This window comes from Leptolyngbya sp. AN02str, assembly GCF_050565595.1.
GTDB lineage: Bacteria > Cyanobacteriota > Cyanobacteriia > Elainellales > Elainellaceae > Kaiparowitsia.
In genome coordinates, this window is sequence record NZ_JBNXVR010000001.1 from 201,229 (window position 1) to 219,481 (window position 18,253).

At 53.8% G+C, this 18,253-nt stretch carries 15 protein-coding genes; 9 read left to right on the plus strand and 6 right to left on the minus strand.

Annotated features, from left to right (window positions below):
- Window positions 1-109 precede the first annotated feature (109 nt).
- The 8 genes from ACQ4M4_RS00855 (at window position 110) to ACQ4M4_RS00890 (ending at window position 7,844) form a co-directional block, all read left to right on the plus strand.
- A complete protein-coding gene (locus ACQ4M4_RS00855) occupies window positions 110-1,381 on the plus strand; it encodes an MFS transporter (protein WP_430682549.1) in 1,272 nt (423 codons plus the stop codon).
- A 140-nt stretch (window positions 1,382-1,521) separates the two neighbouring features.
- Window positions 1,522-2,406 carry an ATP-dependent sacrificial sulfur transferase LarE gene (larE, locus tag ACQ4M4_RS00860; RefSeq protein WP_430682550.1) on the plus strand — a complete coding sequence of 295 codons (885 nt, stop codon included), beginning with the start codon at window positions 1,522-1,524 and terminating at the stop codon, window positions 2,404-2,406.
- A gap of 270 nt (window positions 2,407-2,676) precedes the next feature.
- Complete coding sequence (locus ACQ4M4_RS00865; protein ID WP_430682551.1) at window positions 2,677-3,099, plus strand: DUF3110 domain-containing protein; 423 nt, start codon at window positions 2,677-2,679, stop codon at window positions 3,097-3,099.
- Between the two features lie 2 nt (window positions 3,100-3,101).
- Window positions 3,102-4,061, plus strand: coding sequence for an N-acetylmuramic acid 6-phosphate etherase (gene murQ, locus ACQ4M4_RS00870; protein WP_430682552.1), 960 nt, complete (start codon window positions 3,102-3,104; stop codon window positions 4,059-4,061).
- A 180-nt stretch (window positions 4,062-4,241) separates the two neighbouring features.
- Entirely contained in the window at window positions 4,242-5,744 is a 1,503-nt protein-coding gene (locus ACQ4M4_RS00875) for a site-2 protease family protein (protein ID WP_430682553.1), read from the plus strand.
- 2 nt (window positions 5,745-5,746) lie between these two features.
- The gene (locus ACQ4M4_RS00880) at window positions 5,747-6,559 is read left to right on the plus strand and encodes a hypothetical protein (RefSeq protein ID WP_430682554.1); all 813 of its coding nucleotides are present in this window, start codon (window positions 5,747-5,749) and stop codon (window positions 6,557-6,559) included.
- Between the two features lie 6 nt (window positions 6,560-6,565).
- On the plus strand, window positions 6,566-7,318 hold the full coding sequence (locus ACQ4M4_RS00885) for a ParA family protein (RefSeq protein ID WP_430682555.1): 753 nt from the start codon (window positions 6,566-6,568) through the stop codon (window positions 7,316-7,318).
- A gap of 88 nt (window positions 7,319-7,406) precedes the next feature.
- A complete protein-coding gene (locus tag ACQ4M4_RS00890) occupies window positions 7,407-7,844 on the plus strand; it encodes a hypothetical protein (RefSeq protein ID WP_430682556.1) in 438 nt (145 codons plus the stop codon).
- A gap of 110 nt (window positions 7,845-7,954) precedes the next feature.
- On the opposite strand, the gene ACQ4M4_RS00895 is transcribed toward ACQ4M4_RS00890, so the two are convergent.
- The 4 genes from ACQ4M4_RS00895 to ACQ4M4_RS00910 form a co-directional block, all read right to left on the minus strand.
- A complete protein-coding gene (locus tag ACQ4M4_RS00895; protein ID WP_430682557.1) occupies window positions 7,955-8,626 on the minus strand; it encodes an ABC transporter permease in 672 nt (223 codons plus the stop codon).
- A gap of 2 nt (window positions 8,627-8,628) precedes the next feature.
- A complete protein-coding gene (locus tag ACQ4M4_RS00900; RefSeq protein ID WP_430682558.1) occupies window positions 8,629-9,594 on the minus strand; it encodes an ABC transporter ATP-binding protein in 966 nt (321 codons plus the stop codon).
- Between the two features lie 2 nt (window positions 9,595-9,596).
- Window positions 9,597-10,496 carry a glycine betaine ABC transporter substrate-binding protein gene (locus ACQ4M4_RS00905; RefSeq protein ID WP_430682559.1) on the minus strand — a complete coding sequence of 300 codons (900 nt, stop codon included), beginning with the start codon at window positions 10,494-10,496 and terminating at the stop codon, window positions 9,597-9,599.
- Window positions 10,497-10,637: 141 nt separating this feature from the next.
- Window positions 10,638-12,188, minus strand: a complete 1,551-nt coding sequence (locus ACQ4M4_RS00910; RefSeq protein WP_430682560.1) for a hypothetical protein — start codon at window positions 12,186-12,188, stop codon at window positions 10,638-10,640.
- A gap of 159 nt (window positions 12,189-12,347) precedes the next feature.
- Here ACQ4M4_RS00910 and ACQ4M4_RS00915 point away from each other — a divergent pair, with 159 nt between their 5' ends.
- A complete protein-coding gene (locus tag ACQ4M4_RS00915; protein ID WP_430682561.1) occupies window positions 12,348-13,796 on the plus strand; it encodes an aminotransferase class I/II-fold pyridoxal phosphate-dependent enzyme in 1,449 nt (482 codons plus the stop codon).
- 230 nt (window positions 13,797-14,026) lie between these two features.
- Here the strand turns inward: ACQ4M4_RS00915 and ACQ4M4_RS00920 are convergent, their stop codons facing one another.
- Together ACQ4M4_RS00920 and ACQ4M4_RS00925 are read right to left on the minus strand one after the other, a co-directional pair.
- Complete coding sequence (locus tag ACQ4M4_RS00920) at window positions 14,027-15,637, minus strand: NAD(P)H-quinone oxidoreductase subunit 4 (RefSeq protein ID WP_430682562.1); 1,611 nt, start codon at window positions 15,635-15,637, stop codon at window positions 14,027-14,029.
- A 221-nt stretch (window positions 15,638-15,858) separates the two neighbouring features.
- Complete coding sequence (locus ACQ4M4_RS00925; RefSeq protein ID WP_430682563.1) at window positions 15,859-17,943, minus strand: NAD(P)H-quinone oxidoreductase subunit 5; 2,085 nt, start codon at window positions 17,941-17,943, stop codon at window positions 15,859-15,861.
- Window positions 17,944-18,253 lie beyond the last annotated feature (310 nt).

Below are 18,253 nucleotides of genomic sequence, written 5' to 3' on the forward strand. Positions count from 1 at the left end.
AAATTACCGAGATGATATCCATCTTGGTAATTTCCTAGGGGAAGCTCTCTCTCCGAAAAAGCTAGAATGCGAGGGTTTGGGCTGCGGTTCCCTGTCATTTGGCTCTTTTATGCCTAGCTTTTCATGCTTTTCTCGAAATTATTTTCAGTGGCTCCCCAAGTTTGATTTTCGCATCTGGATTTTGATTGCAGGGCGATCGCTCTCCCAGTTGGGGAATGGCTTTACCCTGTTCTATGCGCCAATCTTTTTTGCCAATCAGGTTGGGCTATCGCCAACACTGGTAGGCATTGGCATTGGCATTGGCTCCATTACCGGAATTGTGGGTCGCATTGCAGGAGGCTCCCTGTCAGACTCGCCCCAGTGGGGACGACGGTGGACGCTGCTCGCTTCGGCAGCAATCTCCGCCTTGGCCGATGTGTTTCTAGTCGCGGCCAATGATTTCCCCCTATTTTTGATCGGAAACCTGCTGATGGGGTTGGGGATTGGGTTGTATTGGCCCGCCACCGAGGCCGTTGTGGCCGACCTGACCACGGTGGAACAACGGCATGAGGCTTTTGCCATTACCCGACTGGGCGACAGCATTGGGCTGGGGCTGGGGGTGGTGCTGGGCGGCCTAATGATTTCGGTGTTTGGGGTCTATCGGCTGCTGTTTGCCATTGATGGCGTCTCATTTCTGGTGTTTTTTGGGGTGGTGTACTGGGCGATCGCCGAAACCATGTCCACCGAAAATCTGCACCCCGATATGCGCGAAGGCTGGAAGGTAGCTCTGCGCGATCGCGCGCTGCTGGTCTATGCCGTGGTCAATACGCTATTCACCACCTATTTGGCCCATATCAACAGCGGCATGCCGCTTTACTTCACCCGCTACGTGACCAGTGGCGACGGCACTGGCTTTTCCGAAGGAACGGTGAGTGTGCTGTTTTCCTGGCATATTTTGCTCACAGTGCTCACGCAGCTGCCAATTATTCGGGTTTTGCGGCCCCTTAGCCATATCAATGCGCTGATCGTTTCGGCGCTGCTGTGGGGGCTGGGTTTTGGCTTGGTGTGGGTTACGGGCATTGCTACCAGTGGCACGTTGATTTGGGCACTCCTGGCGCTGAGTGTCATGTCGATTGCGACGGTAGCCTACACGCCTGCTGCGGCCTCTTTAGTGGTGGGCCTATCTCCTGTTGCGTTTCGGGGTGTGTATTTGTCCATCAATTCGCTGTGCTGGGCCGTGGGCTACTTTATTGGGCCAACGGTGGGCGGCTGGGCTATGGATCAACCCCGCGCGATCGCCGATGGATTTTGGGTTGTGTCGGCGTTTAGCGTGTTGCTGTGTATTGCCATTTTGTACGGCCTCAACAAGCTGCTGAAACACCAGCCCGACGTATCAACGTAGTCCTTCAATGTTGTCGGGAGGCTGGACGCAGAAAGCATCATTCAACAGTGTCAGGCCGAACCGCTCTGGCGATCGTGAAAATTCGCTAGTCTGGAAACGTTGGAACTTTTGCATAGAACTTTTGCACATTCACTGGGCACATGATTGAGAACGCCGTAACAAAGTTTGGTACATCCGAAATGACCCTTGCCGAAAAGCTCGATGCGCTACGCACCCTATTTGCCCAAATGGATCGGGCGCTGATTGCCTACTCGGGTGGGGTCGATAGCACACTGGTCGCCAAGGTGGCCTGGGATGTGTTGGGCGATCGCGCCCTGGCCATTACGGCGGAATCTCCCTCGCTTTTGCCCGACGACTTGCAAGACGCCGAGGCTCAAGCCCAGCTCATTGGCATTTCCCACGAAATCGTGCAAACCCACGAAATGGAGAATCCCAACTATGCCGCCAATCCCATCAATCGCTGTTACTTTTGCAAGAGCGAGCTGCACGACACATTGAAACCGTTGGCCTTGCAACGGGGTTATCCCTACGTGGTGGATGGGGTGAATGCAGACGACCTGCACGACTATCGCCCCGGCATTCAAGCCGCCAAAGAACGCGGCGCGCGATCGCCCCTGGCCGAAGTGGGAATTACCAAGCTGGAAGTGCGGGAACTCTCGCAACAGTTGGGGTTACCCTGGTGGGATAAACCTGCACAGCCCTGCCTCAGCTCTCGCTTTCCCTATGGCGAAGAAATCACCATCGCCAAGCTCCAGCGTGTGGGAAATGCCGAGCGTTATTTGCGCAAGTTGGGGATGAAAAATTTGCGGGTTCGCTCCGAAGGCGACACCGCTCGCATTGAGCTACCACCCGAATCCATTCAATCCTTTGTGCAAACGACAGACTTACCCGCATTAGTCGCTGCATTTCAGGGGTTCGGGTTTCTCTTTGTCACACTTGATCTCGAGGGATTTAGCAGCGGCAAGCTCAATCGCGTGTTGGGAAATACAGTTCAATCGAGCCCGACTGCTCTCAGTGCATCCTAAAGTTCGGATGGGGGCATTATCGCCTAGACTTTTTTATAGACAGGACTTACGCAGTTGGCTAATGTTTGAAGCGCTAAGCCCTCCAAACATCAGTCAACCCCCTGGTTTTTCGGATAAAGTGCGTAAGTTCTAATAGAGTGATTCTCCTGTAGGGGAAGACTTACCATCGGTTTAGGGCCAATTGTTCAGCCCCGTGCATGATTCCAAGCTGGTGAATGGTTTTGCCTGGTGAGTCGCCCACCCAATTCTTGTTCAACGTTTGCAAAGTTTATGCGCGTCTACGTTCTTCTCTACAATGCCGGAACTGACAACGAAGGGATCTACACCCTGAGGCTAAAACAAGACGACGAGCAGAGCACCGGAACCTACCGCAACATTATTTTGATGTTTGAGTCGGAGGAGGATGCGCTGCGGTATAGCCTGATGCTAGAAGCCCAGGACTTTGCATCACCTGCCGTGGAGTGCCTGGAGCAAGAAGAAGTCGAAGAATTTTGTAACGAGGCCGACTACGATTCGGTGCTGGTACCAGAGGGGACGCTAACGCTACCGCCCGAAACGAATTTGGAAGTGACCGACTGGCAGCCTGATATGGAGCGATCGCCCACCGAAGTGTTGGGTAGAGACGACGAAGCACCCACCTTCTCGGCGGATGAGCTAGAGCAACTGCGCCGCCGCCTGGAGGGTTTGCTGTAGCCATGCCTGAGCCAAACAAGCCCGATCCAACCCGTCCTTCAGCAACCCTTACCCAACGTGGGCATTTGCTCACCGAACAGGTCAATCCCAATAGCGCCAATTTGGATGAGCTGACAGCGCTGGAAATTGTGGACTTGTTCAACCGGGAAGATGCCAAGGTGATCGAGGCGATCGCCCAGGCCCGGGAACCGCTAGCGAATGCCATTGAGCGCACCGCCGCCGCCTTACAAGCCGGGGGACGGTTGTTTTACATCGGGGCAGGTACCAGCGGCAGGCTAGGAGTGCTGGATGCAGCGGAGTGTCCTCCCACGTTTTGCACACCGCCCGAACTGGTGCAGGCCATCATTGCGGGAGGAGAGGCTGCCCTGGTGCGTAGCTCCGAAGCCAAAGAAGACCGAGCCGACGATGGAGCAGCGGCAATCGCCGATCGCCAGATTTCCACTCGGGATGTCGTTGTAGGCATCACCGCAGGCGGCACAACGCCTTACGTTCACGGTGCGCTGCAAGCCGCCCGAGAGCGCGGGGCAACCACAGTTTTCATGACCTGCGTTCCCCAAGATCAGGTTCCCGCAGCAGTCGATGTTGATATTCGGTTGTTGGTTGGCCCAGAGGTGCTGGCGGGTTCTACCCGGCTTAAGGCAGGCACCGTCACCAAGCTGGCGCTCAATATTTTGTCCACGGGCACCATGGTGAAGTTGGGCAAGGTCTACGGTAATCGCATGGTGGATGTAGCCGTCACCAACACCAAGCTGCTCGATCGCGCCGTACGAATTTTACAAGACTTAACCGAGCTGAGCCGGGATGCCGCAGCAACGCTTTTGGAGCGCAGCCAGCGGCAGGTAAAACTGGCCCTACTCATGCACTGGACTGGGCTGGATGAGGTCGAGGGCGATCGCCAACTCAAGGCCCATCACGGAAATCTACGCCAAGCGGTTCGGGCTCATCTACCTTCGGCTAAATAGCCGATTGCCCCATCGCACGTCACAATGAGAGCAGGTTTGCCACCAAAAATCGGCCTTTCCGCATCCGTTGAATTGCGGATCGTCGCTTGATAGGGTAAACAATAGTCTTAATCGGTATCACGGAATTGATGACCGATTATTGGGCTTGCGTTTATTCGGCTCACGCCACCCCGTGTGTTTATGATTACGGTTCTCATTTTAATTTCGGCAGTTGGCATTTTGGCCTGGGGCTTTGCTCGGGCACGTCCGTTTGGCAAAGTAGGGGTGCTGGCGTGGCTACAGTCGGTTGTGCTCATGCTGCCGTGGCTACTATTTTTTGGGCTGTTTACGCTGGGGATTTACCTCAACATTGCAGCGGTGTTGCTGCTGCTGGTGCTGTCGATTGGGCTGTATGTGGTCTTGGGGCGACAAGTGCGGGCTCTGGGGCAAGATCCGGCCACGATGCGGCGGCTGGCGAATCTGGCCAATGCTCAATCATCAACTGACGGGGAGGCGATCGCATCCGCAGACTCATCCCCTGCTGAATCGAGCAAAACTGCTCCTCCGCCCACCGACGGAATTCCATCGCTGGAAAAAATCCCCGCCGAGGATCTGCAAGCAATCCAGGGCATTTTCGGCATCGATACATTTTTTGCCACAGAAACCATCCCCTACATGGATGGAGCGATTTTCAAGGGTAATTTGCGCGGGGAGCCAGAAGCCGCTCATGCTCAGCTATCTACTAGTCTGAAAGAACGCTTGGGCGATCGCTACCGATTGTTTCTTATCAATGGCCCAGATGAGCGGCCCACCATGGTTGTACTGCCCAGCAGTAGTGAGCCTCCCAAAAGCAGCAAAGCCCAGCTCGCCTTTGCGATTGTGTTGGCGCTGGCCACTGTCGCCACTTGCCTCGAAGCGGCTGGCCTACTGCTGGGTTTTGACTTTTTTGCCGCCCCAGATCGCCTGGTCGAAACTCTCCCCATCGCTGGGGGCATCATCCTCACCCTGGCAGCTCACGATATAGGCCATTGGGTCTTGGCGCGCCGTCACCACATTCGCCTCAGCCCGCCGTTCTTCATTCCCACCTGGCAGTTGGGATCGCTGGGATCGCTGGTGCGCTTTGAATCACTGTTGCCCAACCGCAACATTTTGTTTGATATCAGCTTTGCTGGCCCAGCGGCAGGGGGTGTCGTGTCCCTGGTGATTTTGCTATTGGGGTTAGTGCTGTCGCTCAACGGCAGTTCCTTCAGCATTCCACCGAGCTTCTTTCAAGGTTCGATCTTGGTGGGCACGTTGGCCAAGGTAGTGTTGGGCGATGCCCTGCAACAGCCCGTAGTACCTGTGCATCCGTTTGTGGCGGTCGGTTGGATTGGCCTCGTTGTCACTGCGCTAAATGTCATGCCAGCGGGCCAGCTAGATGGTGGCCGCATTGTGCAGGCAATTTATGGCCGCAAAGTGGCGGGTCGCGCTACCATCGCAACCGTTATCGTGTTGGGCGTTGCCTCGCTGGTTAACCCCCTGGCCCTATATTGGGCGATTGTAATCTTATTTGTTCAGCGCAATTCAGAACGACCTGCGCTGAACGAAGTGTCGGAACCTGATGATGCTCGTGCTGCTTTGGGCTTGTTGATTTTGTTTTTAATGGTGGCGACATTGCTACCGCTTACCCCCGGCTTAGCGGGCCGTCTTGGCATTGGAGGCTAACCATGGCATTTATCCCCCCGGTTCTGCTGGTACTCGACATTAGTGCCCTTTCAGGCGGCACCACGCGCGAATGGCTCGAATTTTCTCGAGTTGGCAAGGTTCATGTTCCCCAGCCCGTTTATGAAGAGATGCGGCTGTTGTTCGATCGCTCTCCCGATCCCGATTTAGAAGAGTTGGCCAAAAGCTTTAGTCACTTTTATCCAACGAGCGGTTGGCAGGTTGTGGATGTTACGGCGCACCATTCGTCGCTGACGGCGGTGGGGCAAGCTCTCACCCGACGATCGCGTACGGCGTTGGCTGCAGCCCGGTGTGCCTATGCTCTATCGCTCAACTTTTCTAACCATTTGGTTGTGCTAGTCACCAATGATCAGGGGTTGTTGCAGCGCGTTTATGATATTCCTTCTAACAATTTCTGCGCCATTAATGCTTCTGCATTGATGCAGTGGAGCCGAACGGGACAGCGGCCTGTTGCCGTCAGCCAAAAACTCCAACAGTTGCGGGCCTCTATTAGTGCTAATCTGTCGTCGGGGTTGGTGGGGCAAACTCGCTCCACATCTGCTACACGCACCTCGGTCGGAACTACCACAAAACCAGCCACACGCCCCAGCAGTACCGTACAGAGACCGCAGCGTCGGCTGCCTGGGCAAAGCTACAGTCCTGATACAGCAGAGTCAATTTCGAATATGATTTCGTTGATGCTGGCGGTTGGTGGCGTTGCCGTAGCAGGCTGGCTCTTGTGGTCGATGTTTTCCAATGTCAACTGGTTTGAGCCATTACGCCAACCCCTTGATCCCACTCAACAGAACCGACAATAAACCTGCATGATTACTGCGATCGCCAATCAAAAGGGAGGCGTAGCGAAAACAACATCAACCCTCGCCCTCGCTGGTCTGCTGGCCGATGAGGGCAGTTGTCTCGCCATTGACCTTGATCCTCAGGGGAATCTCACCACTGGCTTGGGCATTGAGTTAGAGGTGGGACAGCTCACTAGCTACGACGTCATCACAGGTAAAGCCAAACTGGAACAGGCAATTGTGGCCACGGCTTCTGGGATCGAGCTGCTACCAGGGGAAATTTCCCTAGCAAAGGTTGAAAAAGAGCTGATGAACACACCCGATCGGTTCCATGTGCTCAAGCATCAGCTCAAGCCCTACTTGGAGCAAGTTGAACAAGTGGTCATCGACTGTCCACCCAGCTTGGGGTTGCTCACCATCAACGCGCTCTCAGCCGCCGATACACTGCTAATTCCGGTTCAGTGCCAGTTCTTTGCGCTAAAGGGCTTGCAGGGCTTGCTAGAGACGATTGAAACCGTACGTCGCAAGCTCAACCCCAATCTCAAGGTGTTGGGTGTGCTGCCGACTATGGCCGAAACCAACACGGTGATTACGCAGGAGATTATGAAAATTCTGCGATCGCAACTGGATGGTGTTCGTGTTTTTGACCCGGTGCCCAAGTCCGTCAAGTTTCCCGAATCCAACATGGCTGGGGCACCCATTCACCAATACACTCGCGACTGGAAGCTAGTGCAACCCTACCGCGAAGTCATGCGCGAATTGCTCATGCTCGAAGGCTAATGGCCACCTCACGGCGATCCTGCATTGGGTCTGCTCCCTCCCAGTGGTAACGTTTTCATAGGAGATATCTGTGAGTAAGGAGTGAGCCGTGCAGTTGCAGGAAGAGCGCATTGAGTCGCTAAAAGCAGGTGTGTTGGGGAGCAGTGCGATCGCCCTCACCTATGCTGCGATTACCCTGTTAGAAGATCGGATGGATGCCTCATTTCGCAGCGACTTCAACCAGCTGCCATTTTTAATGGACTGGAGCGACTGGTTTAGCCTGGGCAGCGCCGCCCTGATGGGATTGCTGTTTGGCGTCACCTACCGCTACATTGTACGCCAAGATCCCAACCTGCATTTGGCATCGGGTGCAGTACTGGCGTTTGGCTTGGTACGGGGCCTATCTCAAATTGAGCCGCTGATTAGCCTATCGCCCGATCCGGCCTGGTTGGTGCTGATGGTTGGCGAAAGTTTAGTCCTGTTTGCCGTTGCTCGCCTGGTCATCGATATTGCATTTCTACAAGGATGGGTAAAACGCTTTCCCTAGGCGCAGCAGGTATCCTAAGCGCGATCGCCCTACTGTTGCCATCTTCATAGGTTTTAAGGGAGCAATGCCGTCTCAAAACCCGGTTGGTAGAGCCCTCGTAAGCATCCCAGCTAAACCGTTTGCCGCAGCCTTAAGCGCAGGTTTGCCAGTGGGCGCCCCAAGCGCCGAGCTGGGTTGACCGCCCACTCCAACGACAGCAATATTGCATTCATCACAAACGCAAGGACCGCAACGGCGATCGCCCCTGCCCAAATTTTGTCGTAGCGGCCAGCCTGGGCAATGCCATCAAACAGCAGCGTTCCCAAGCCGCCTGCACCAAACTTGGCACCAATCGTGGCAATGGCGATCGCCACAATAGCCGATAGCCTTAACCCTGCCAAAAAGATAGGCAAAATGAGCGGCACCTGCACCTGCCACCAGCGCTGCCACACACTCATGCCCATGCCTCGGGCTGCCTCCATCACTGCAGGGGAAATCGCCTGCAACCCAACCACCAGATTGCGTACCAAAATCACCTGGGTATACACCACCATGGCCGCAATTACCGAGTTGGCATTCAGCCCAAACAGCGGCACCAGCAAAATAATCAAAGCAAGGCTGGGAACCGTATACAAAATGCCAAGACCTCCCAACACGGGAACACTGAGCCATCGATAGCGATAGACGAGCAGCGCCAGCGGCAACGCCAAACCCACCGCTAGCACCAGCGTGATCAGGGTCATTTGCAAGTGCTGCAAGACCAAATTCCACACGATGCCCGGGTTGCTGACGAGATAAGACATGGCTAAGGCGCTTTGCCGACACTGGCAGAATCGCGAATGTGCTCTAGCGTTAACACGCCAACAGTGGTTCCATTGGCCGTCACGGTGAGCCGTGGCGCTCCCGTGCGCAAAATGAGCGATAGAGCTTCGCGCAGGTTATCTTGCGGGGTAATCGTGGGTTCGCTGCCGTTGCGAAAGTCAGCAGGCGCATCCACCATCGCAGTTTCAACTCGCAGTAGGCCCAACTGCCGAACCATGTCATCAGCCCCCATCAAGTCATAGACAAACTGATCGGCAGGTTGAGTCAAGATATTAAACGGCGTATCGTACTGCACAATTTGCCCAGCACGCAAAATCAAAATACGGTCGGCCAGTCGCAGCGCTTCTTCTACGTCATGGGATACGAACAAGATCGTTTTTTTGAGCTGCCGCTGGAGCCGCAAAATTTCGTCTTGCAGGCTTGTACGGGTAATGGCATCGATCGCCCCGAAGGGTTCATCCATCAAAATAACTTGGGGATCGCCAGCTAATGCACGAGCAACACCAACCCGCTGCTGCTGCCCACCCGAGAGTTGAGCCGGGTAGCGATCGCGATACTCCAGGGGTGGCAGCCTTACCAGGTCTAGCAGTTCATCAACCCGTGCTTGAACACGAGCCCGTCCCCATCCCAGCAGCTTGGGAACAACAGACACATTTTGCGCCACCGTCATATGTGGAAACAGGCCCGACTGCTGAATGACATAACCAATTTGTTGGCGGAGCGCAGTTGCCTTGAGCTCGCGAATATCTTGCCCGTTGACGTAAATAGTGCCCGAGGTCGGCTCATAGAGTCGATTCACCATTTTGAGCAGCGTTGTTTTTCCACAACCGCTAGGCCCCAAAATGACCACAAGCCGACCTCCCTCAACATCACAGCTCACCCGCTCGACCGCAGGCCGTGCCGCCCCGGCGAACTTAAGAGTGGCCTGATCAAACCGAATCGCACTCACCGTTAGAGGAGTCCCTGTTGCGTCAGAAACTCACGAGCGACATCCGCGGGTTCTTTTTGTTCACCACTCACTTGATAATTCAACTGCTGCATAGTTTCGTCGGTGAGAAGGGGCGCAAGCGCATTGAGCGCTTCGGCGATCGCAGGGTTGGCATCCAGGGCTTCTTGCCGAACCACCGGAGCAACCTGATACGGAGGAAACAGGTTGCGATCGTCTTCTAAAAGCACAAGGTTGAAGGCGCTAATTTCGCCGTCTGTTCCAAAGGCGACCGCCACATCTGCCTCACCGTCTACCAGCGCCTTATATCGAAGGCCGGGATCGATCGCTTTGTATTCTCTTAATTGAAAGTTGCCGTAGGCTTGCTGAATGCCGGGCAGGCCATCTTCCCGCTCTTGAAACTCAGGTGGCCCCACCATCACCAGGCTGCTCGCTTGGGCAGCCATATCAGAAATGTTGCGAATGTTGAGTTCGGTCGCTTTAGCCTCGGTCATGGCCAAAGCCTGAGTATTATTCATGGGCGCTGGATCGAGCCACACGAGGTTGAACTGCTCTTTGTAGCCCTTGGCAACATCTTCAAAGACTTTTTCCTGATCGCTATTGGCAGGTAGCTTCAGAACGGTTAGCAACCCCGTGCCTGTGTACTCGGGATACAGGTCAATCTCATTGTTGACCAGACCAGCTTGAGCGACGGGTGTACCACCCAAGTTCAGTTTGCGCTCAACGGTTAAGCCCGCCTTTTCTAGCACTAGCGCATACATTTCACCAATGATGAACTGCTCGGTAAAGTCCTTAGAACCAACTCGAATGGCGGCACTAGAGCCACCGCCTGTACAAGCAACAATCAGAGTTGCCGTGAGGACGGTAAGCAGAGGCCAAAGCAAAAACCGACGAATGAGACGCATAGCAACTTCCTAACTTTAGCAGGGGGCGATCGCTTCCACTTATCATACCGAACTCGGCTTGTTTGAGCGATGTTGCAGAGGTTGAGGCGATAGGAAAAAACGCTGCCTCAGCCAGCCTCACCCGATTGCCGCAGTTCAACCCTATGGCAACCAGCGGGGGCGAATTCCAGCGAGCGGCAACTGCTGAGGTGTGTTGGGGGTTGGGTTGCCGTCTGCATCTTTGGTGAGTGGCAGTACCCATAGGCGGCTGGTGGCGATCGCCCTTCCATCAGTACCAATAATGATCGGTGTTTCGGTAGGGTTAGCCAGGTCGGTTTCTGCTGGAACCGCCTGATCAAACAAAATTCCCAAGCCATCGGGCGCTAGGCTCATTTGAATATCCCGCTGAATAGGCAGCTTGAGCAATGTTTTTGCCAGCGGAGGTTGGCTCGTGGAACGGAGATTGACCGCAACCAGATAGGGCTGCTCAATATACTCTTGAACCGGCAAGCGCTCGGTCACCAGCACATACAGGAGCGATCGCGTCGCATCGAATTGAGCGCTCAAAAAGGCTCCATTGGTTTCCAGCAGTTCTTGCTCGGTGCCCTGGTTGGTCACCAAAAAGAGCGATCGCGTTGGATTTTGGGGCTCTTCGTTAAATCGCACCATAGCGGCTGCAGAACCATCCGGCGCAAAGGACAGCACGGTGCCAAACCGAGGCAAGAAGTCGAGTGGCTCGGCCTTATCTTCCAAAGGCAAAATCGCCATGCCCTGTCCCTGAGCCATCGCAAGGGTTGTACTGTCTGGTGCAATTAAAAAATCACCACCAGGCTCCGTTTCAATTGGGCGAGGCTGCTCTCCCTCCTGGAGCATCCACAAACCAAACTCAGCCGGATTGTTGCGCTCAACCCGCTGAACCACAATGGTTTCTCCATCGTTGGAAAGCTCAAATTTCAGGTTTTGATAATCATCACTATCGAGCACTTGTTCAACGATGCCCCCAGGCTGCGCCTCGCGCGATCGCCGCCGCCGGTTCGGCTCCAATGGCGATTGGGGTGGCTCTCCAACTTCAATGCCCGTTGTGACGGTGTATAGCTTTTGGTCGAGTAAGGCCTGATCAACCGACTGCCGATCGCTGGCAGAAAACAAGATGCGATCGCCCTCGGGATAGGGCTTGTAATCCATAACGACCAGGTTGGCCGGAGTGAGAATAGTTTGCTCTTGTCGGGTCAGGTTGTTCAACACCAGGCGGCCCATCTCTTCGCCCTCGACCCCTAAATACACAAAAGCGCGATCGCGGGTACGAAACTTCCCTTCAAACAAGGGCATTGAGCCTCGCTCTCCTACTTCAGTAAAGCGATCGCGAGCCCCTTTCAGCTGAATTACAAACTCGGTGCCATAGGGTGCTGGCTCATTCAGCGTGTAGGCCATCCGGCGGCCAGCCCAGCTAAACTTTCCAGCCAGCGGCGGCGCAATTTCCAAGTTTTGCTCTACACTGTCGCGATTCATTGGACGGTTGAAGCTCAGCAAAAATGCGCGATCGCTCGAACTCACTTGCCGATCTTGCCAGCTAAAGTCGCGCACGCGCGGAACCGCATGGCTACCACTCAGCAATAGCACAGCAATCAAGGCCGTCAGCAGCACAGTAAAGGCTAACGCAGTACGGTCAATCGGTTGCAGCGAAAACCCGGAACTTTGAGAACGATTCGCCATGAACTTTGACAAAACTTTCAACACTCTGCCAGACTGATCAACCCTATCACACGGTTCCTGGGATGGGGATCGGGGCTTGGCGATTTGGCCCTGGGTCACTGCTCACCATCCGCGCAACATCACTGGCATAATCAGCTTGCAGAATTGAGATTGAGCGCTGTGAGGAATCAACAGGTTGCGCCGTTGGTGGCGGCGCTGCGTCGTAGTCGCGATCGGCCCGATGCAGCCTTTTATGCACCAGGCCACAAGCGCGGCCAAGGGATATCGCCGTTGATGGTGGAGCTGTTAGGCGATCGCGTCTTTCAAGCAGACTTGCCAGAGCTACCTGAGTTAGATAATTTGTTTGCTCCTGAAGGGGCGATCGCCGAAGCTCAAGCGCTTGCGGCAGAACTCTTTGGGGCCACCCACACGTGGTTTTTAGTCAACGGCTCAACCTGCGGCATTGAGGCAGCCATCTTGGCCACGTGCCAACCGGGCGATAAGCTCATTCTGCCGCGCAACTGTCATCAATCGGCGATCGCCGCGTTGGTGTTGTCAGGGGCGGTGCCCGTCTTTATTTCGCCCACCGTTGATGACTGGGGCATGGCCCACAGCATCACTCCCAGCCAACTGGCGCACACACTCGCCCAACACCCCGACGCCAAAGCCGTTTTGCTGGTGTACCCCACCTACTACGGCACCTGTGGAGACATTTGGGCGATCGCTCAGATCGCTCATCATTATCAAATTCCGCTGATTGTGGATGAGGCCCATGGTGCCCATTTTGCTTTCCACCCCGACTTGCCGATGCCATCGCTAGAGGCCGGAGCCGATATTGTCATTCAATCCACTCACAAAGTGCTGGGGGCAATGACCCAAGCCTCAATGCTGCACTCTCAAGGCAATCTTATCGATCCCGAGCGCATTCGCCGAGCCTTGGCGTTCGTGCAGTCAACCAGTCCCAGCTATTTGCTATTGGCCTCGCTCGATGCAGCCCGTTACCAAATGGCTCAACATGGCCGTTCTCTGATGAGCCAAACCCTGCGGCTGGCAACCTGGGCGAGCGATCGCCTCTCCGCCACTCCAGGACTCGCCGTCTTTGACCCACACACGGCTCCAGGCTGCACGGCAGGCGATCGCACTCGGCTCACAGTCAGCGTGAGCAACTTGGGCATCAGCGGCTACAAGGCTGATGACATCCTACGCGAACACTTGGGAGTGACATGCGAACTACCAAGCCTGCAAACGCTCACGTTTATTGTTTCCCTAGGGAATACTGAAACCGATGTAGAGTGCCTCGTCGCTGGATTTACCCACTTGGCGGCACAACTAGGCGATCGCCCTTCCACCCAAGTTACGGCTGTGTCGATACCGCCCCTTCCCCAAGTGCAGCTCTCGCCTCGCGAAGCGTTTTTTGCTGCGACTGAAACGGTGTCTGTTGAACAGTCCATCGGCTGTGTTGCTGCAGAGTTGGTGTGCCCTTATCCCCCTGGCATTCCCGCCCTGGTTCCTGGAGAAACGATTACTCCACAAGCGATCGCCCATCTCCTCCAAGTCTTGGCCCTCGGCGGCGCTATCACAGGCTGCGCCGATCCCAGCCTTGCAACCATTCGAGTCATTCAACGCTAGCCCTAACCCACGTGAGTTATGGATGAGCTGAAGCGCCCATTTTTGCGCGCGCAATGCGCGCGCAAAAATGGGATTTTCTGAGGTTTACGCGGCGCGTAAACCTCAGAAAATCCCTTAACCGAAACTGACGTTAACCCCATTACCCACAAGGGCAAGGCAAAAAAATCAGCCCCGTAGAGCAGGGCTGAAGCAACATAATTCAAAGAGCGAAAGCGGCTCCGATGACAGCACTAGCGATCGATGAGCGCCGGTGCCTGGAAACTAGGCGTAGTTGGAAACCATGCCGCACCCAAGGGGGAAGAAGTCGGGAACGGCCGGGTCGCTGTGGTGCTAAAGGAATCTTGCATCTGAGCCGTAATTTGTGAGGTTTTAGCATCATAAAGTTGGGTGACCAGCTTGGGATAAAAGCCAATCCCAATGATCGGGATCAACAACGATGCAATGATAAAGACCTCCCTCGGCTCGGCATCGACCAAAATTTGATGATCGACCAGCTCTTTATTTTCGGGACCGTAGAAGATTTCCCGCAGCATCGAGAGCAAATAAATCGGCGTCAAGATGACCCCAACCGCCGCTAGCACAACCACAATCACCTTAAAGGTGAGGTCGTAGGCATTGCTGCTCGCAAACCCAACAAACACCATCAGCTCGGCGATAAAGCCACTCATGCCGGGCAGAGCCAGCGAAGCCATGGAGCAAGCGGTAAACATCGCAAAAATCTTTGGCATTTTTCGGCCTACGCCACCCATTTCATCCAAAACCAGGGTGTGCGTACGGTCATAGGTCGCCCCCACCAAGAAGAAGAGGCTGGCCCCAATCAAGCCGTGGGACACCATTTGCAGCATGGCTCCGCTCAATCCCAGATTGGTATAGGACGAAATACCAATTAGCACAAAGCCCATGTGCGAAATCGAGGAATAGGCAATCTTGCGTTTTAGGTTGCGCTGGGCAAAGGAGGTCAACGCCGCGTAGATGATGTTGACAACGCCCAAAATCACCAAAATGGGCGCAAAGTAAACATGCGCATCAGACAGCATCTCTACATTCATGCGAATGAGGGCATATCCCCCCATCTTGAGAAGAATTCCTGCCAGCAACATGTGGACAGGAGCTGTCGCCTCGCCGTGGGCATCGGGCAACCAGGTATGCAGTGGGAAAATGGGTAGCTTCACTGCGTAGGCAATCAAAAAACCGGCATATACTAACAGCTGAAATCGGATGGGGAAATCCTTATCCATGAGCGATCGCATGTCAAATGTGACCTGATCGCCATAGAAGGCCATCGCCAAGGCTCCCACCAAAATGAAGAGCGAGCCGCCTGCCGTATACAAAATGAACTTGGTTGCCGCATAGAGGCGCTTTTTGCCACCCCAAATCGACAGCATCAAGTACACCGGAATCAGCTCCAGCTCCCATACCAGGAAGAACAGAAGCATATCCTGCACGGCGAAGACAGCAATCTGGCCACCATACATCACCAGCATGAGGAAGTAGAACAGGCGCGGCTTGAGCGTAACGGGCCACGATGCCAGAATTGCCAGGGTCGTAATAAATCCCGTCAACAAAATCAGCGGCATCGAGAGACCATCTGCCCCAACCGACCAACGTAAATCGAGCGATGAGACCCAAGAGTAGCTTTCAACCATTTGCAAGCCAGGGTTCGACATGTCGTAGCTGGTGTAGAACCCGTAAACCAAAATTGCAAAGTCGATCAAGCCCACTGTCAGGGCATACCAACGTACCGTCTTTCCATCCTTGTCGGGAATGATAGGAATTGCCAACGAAGCCACAATGGGCAACAGAATGACGGTTGTTAGCCAGGGAAAGGTATCAAAATCCATGGAAATGTTTTATGGAGATTTCAAAAGCTATCGATGAGTGCTAGCTCCGCCGAAAGATGAAAACGGAAACCTCACACCTCTAAGCATTTAGGTAGCAATGTTTCAAATAAGAAGGCAACTGTGCCAAACCATTCGACACAGTTGTCTACAAAAGTTTGCGAAACGAGATAACAAGTTCAAGAAAAGCTGTTTAAGGACAACCTAAGCCATGTGAATGGGGATCAGGTGATTCCAGAAACGAGCACTAGGCCAAGTACGGCTCCAAACACGATGAGTGCATAGAACTGTACCTTTCCATTTTCCAGATACTTCAAGGCTTCGCCAGTCACCAAGGTTACAAAGCCAGCCAAATTTACCAGACCATCGACAATTCGGACGTCTACTTCTAGCACTTGCCTGGCTAGCCGACGGCTACCCTGAACAAACACAACGTTGTAAATGTCATCGATGTACCACTTATTTAAGGAGAGCTGGTACAAGGGCTGAATTTTTTGGGCGATCGCCGCAGGGTCAATTTTCTTCTGAGCATACATGAGAATCGCCAGAGAGATACCAATTAGGCCAATTCCCACAGAGCTACCACCCATCGAGAGGAACTCGCCCCACTCAAAATCGGCAGGAACTCCAAACGCTGGCATCTCCTCAATCAGCTCACCTGGAGGATGAATAAACGCCTCAAAGTAATTGCCAAAAGGTGTGCCTACTAGCCCCACCAAAATGGAGGGAACCGCCAAAGCAACCAGCGGAAATACCATCGTAAACGGCGACTCATGGGGAGAAGAACTGTGGTGATGGTCGTGATCCTCATGGTCATCGGCATCGGCCTGAGAAGTTAACTCCATTGGATTCATCGCACCCGGGCCAAACGCCAGACCCATTTTTTGCAATTGCTCATTCTTAAGCTCTTGCTTAATCCCTTCATTGTTGCCACGAAACTCACCTTCAAAGGTGCGGATATACATGCGGAACATGTAAAAGGCGGTGATCCCAGCCGTCAGATAACCGATCGCCCACAGAGCCGGGTTTGCAGCAAAGGTAGAACCCAAAATTTCATCTTTTGACCAGAATCCAGCGAAGGGAGGAATTCCACTAATTGCCAGAGTACCGATTAGGAAGGTAATTGCGGTGTAGGGCATGTACTTGCGCAAGCCACCCATCAGGCGCATGTCCTGAGCATAGGTTGGGTTGTGCCCCACCACTGCCTCCATGCCGTGAATGACCGAACCAGAACCCAAAAACAACATGGCTTTGAAATAAGCATGAGTCATGAGGTGAAACAGGCCTGCGCCATAGGCACCAACGCCCATCGCCATGACCATGTAGCCCAGCTGCGACATCGTGGAATAGGCTAAGCCTTTCTTGATGTCATTTTGAGTGATTGCGATACTAGCGCCCAAGAAGGCAGTCACAGCCCCGGTCCAGGCAATCACATTCATTGCTGTAGGAATGCCTTCAAACACTGGATACATGCGAGCAATCAAGAAGACCCCAGCTGCCACCATCGTTGCGGCGTGAATTAGCGCAGAGATAGGCGTCGGGCCTTCCATGGCGTCGGGCAACCACACATGCAGCGGAAACTGAGCCGACTTTGCAACTGGCCCCAAAAACACGAGTACTGCAAACAGAGCAGCCAATCCAGCACTCAAGACACCGGACTGAACCAAATCTTGCAACCGCTCACCAATCGTTTCAAACTCAAAACTTCCGGTTGCCCAGTAGAGCGCCAACATCCCTAACAGCAGACCAAAGTCACCAACCCGGTTGGTAACAAACGCTTTTTGACACGCATCGGCAGCTGCTTTGCGGTCGTACCAAAAGCCAATGAGCAAGTAGGAACACATGCCCACCAACTCCCAAAAAACATAGACCTGAACCAAGTTCGGGCTCACCACCAAGCCCAACATTGAGGAACTAAACAAACTGAGATAGGCATAGAAGCGTACATAGCTTGGGTCGTGTGCCATGTAGCCATCGGTGTAAATCATGACCAAAAATGCCACCGTCGTGACAATCACCAACATGAGTGCGGTGAGGTGGTCGATGGTGAAGCCCATTGAAAGATGAAAATCTCCAGCAGACGCCCAGTCAATGTAGCGAGTATAGGTTGGGTGTCCTTGAATCTGACTCCACAGCAGGGCAAACGAGAGCACCATAGCCGTCCCAATGAGAGAGACGATGAGCACAGCACTAGGTTTGCGCAATGCATTAGTGGACTTGTTGTAAGAGATCAGGCCAAGACCCAGGATCATCGCGCCTGCCAAGGGCAGTACTGGAATCAACCAGGAATATTGGTATAGGAGTTCCATGACGTACGCCTAACTTTATGTTTCTTCATTCAAACAGGCAAAACCGTTTACATTGTGGCACAGAGTTGCCCGGGTCGAACGGGCGATCGCTCGTTCATTCGATAGATTTATAATGATGCTGAAGTCTTGCTTTCACTTATTCAAGACGAGGCAATCAGGATTTATCCTCATGATATGCATCCTATTGTGGGGCGATCGCTTGATAAATCTGCTGATTTTTATACTCCTTTAGCAAATTAGGGAAAACCCCGCCCGATTTGGGCAGATCTAGGGATAAAACCATTGGCAGAGGGTCCTGGATTATCTTGTT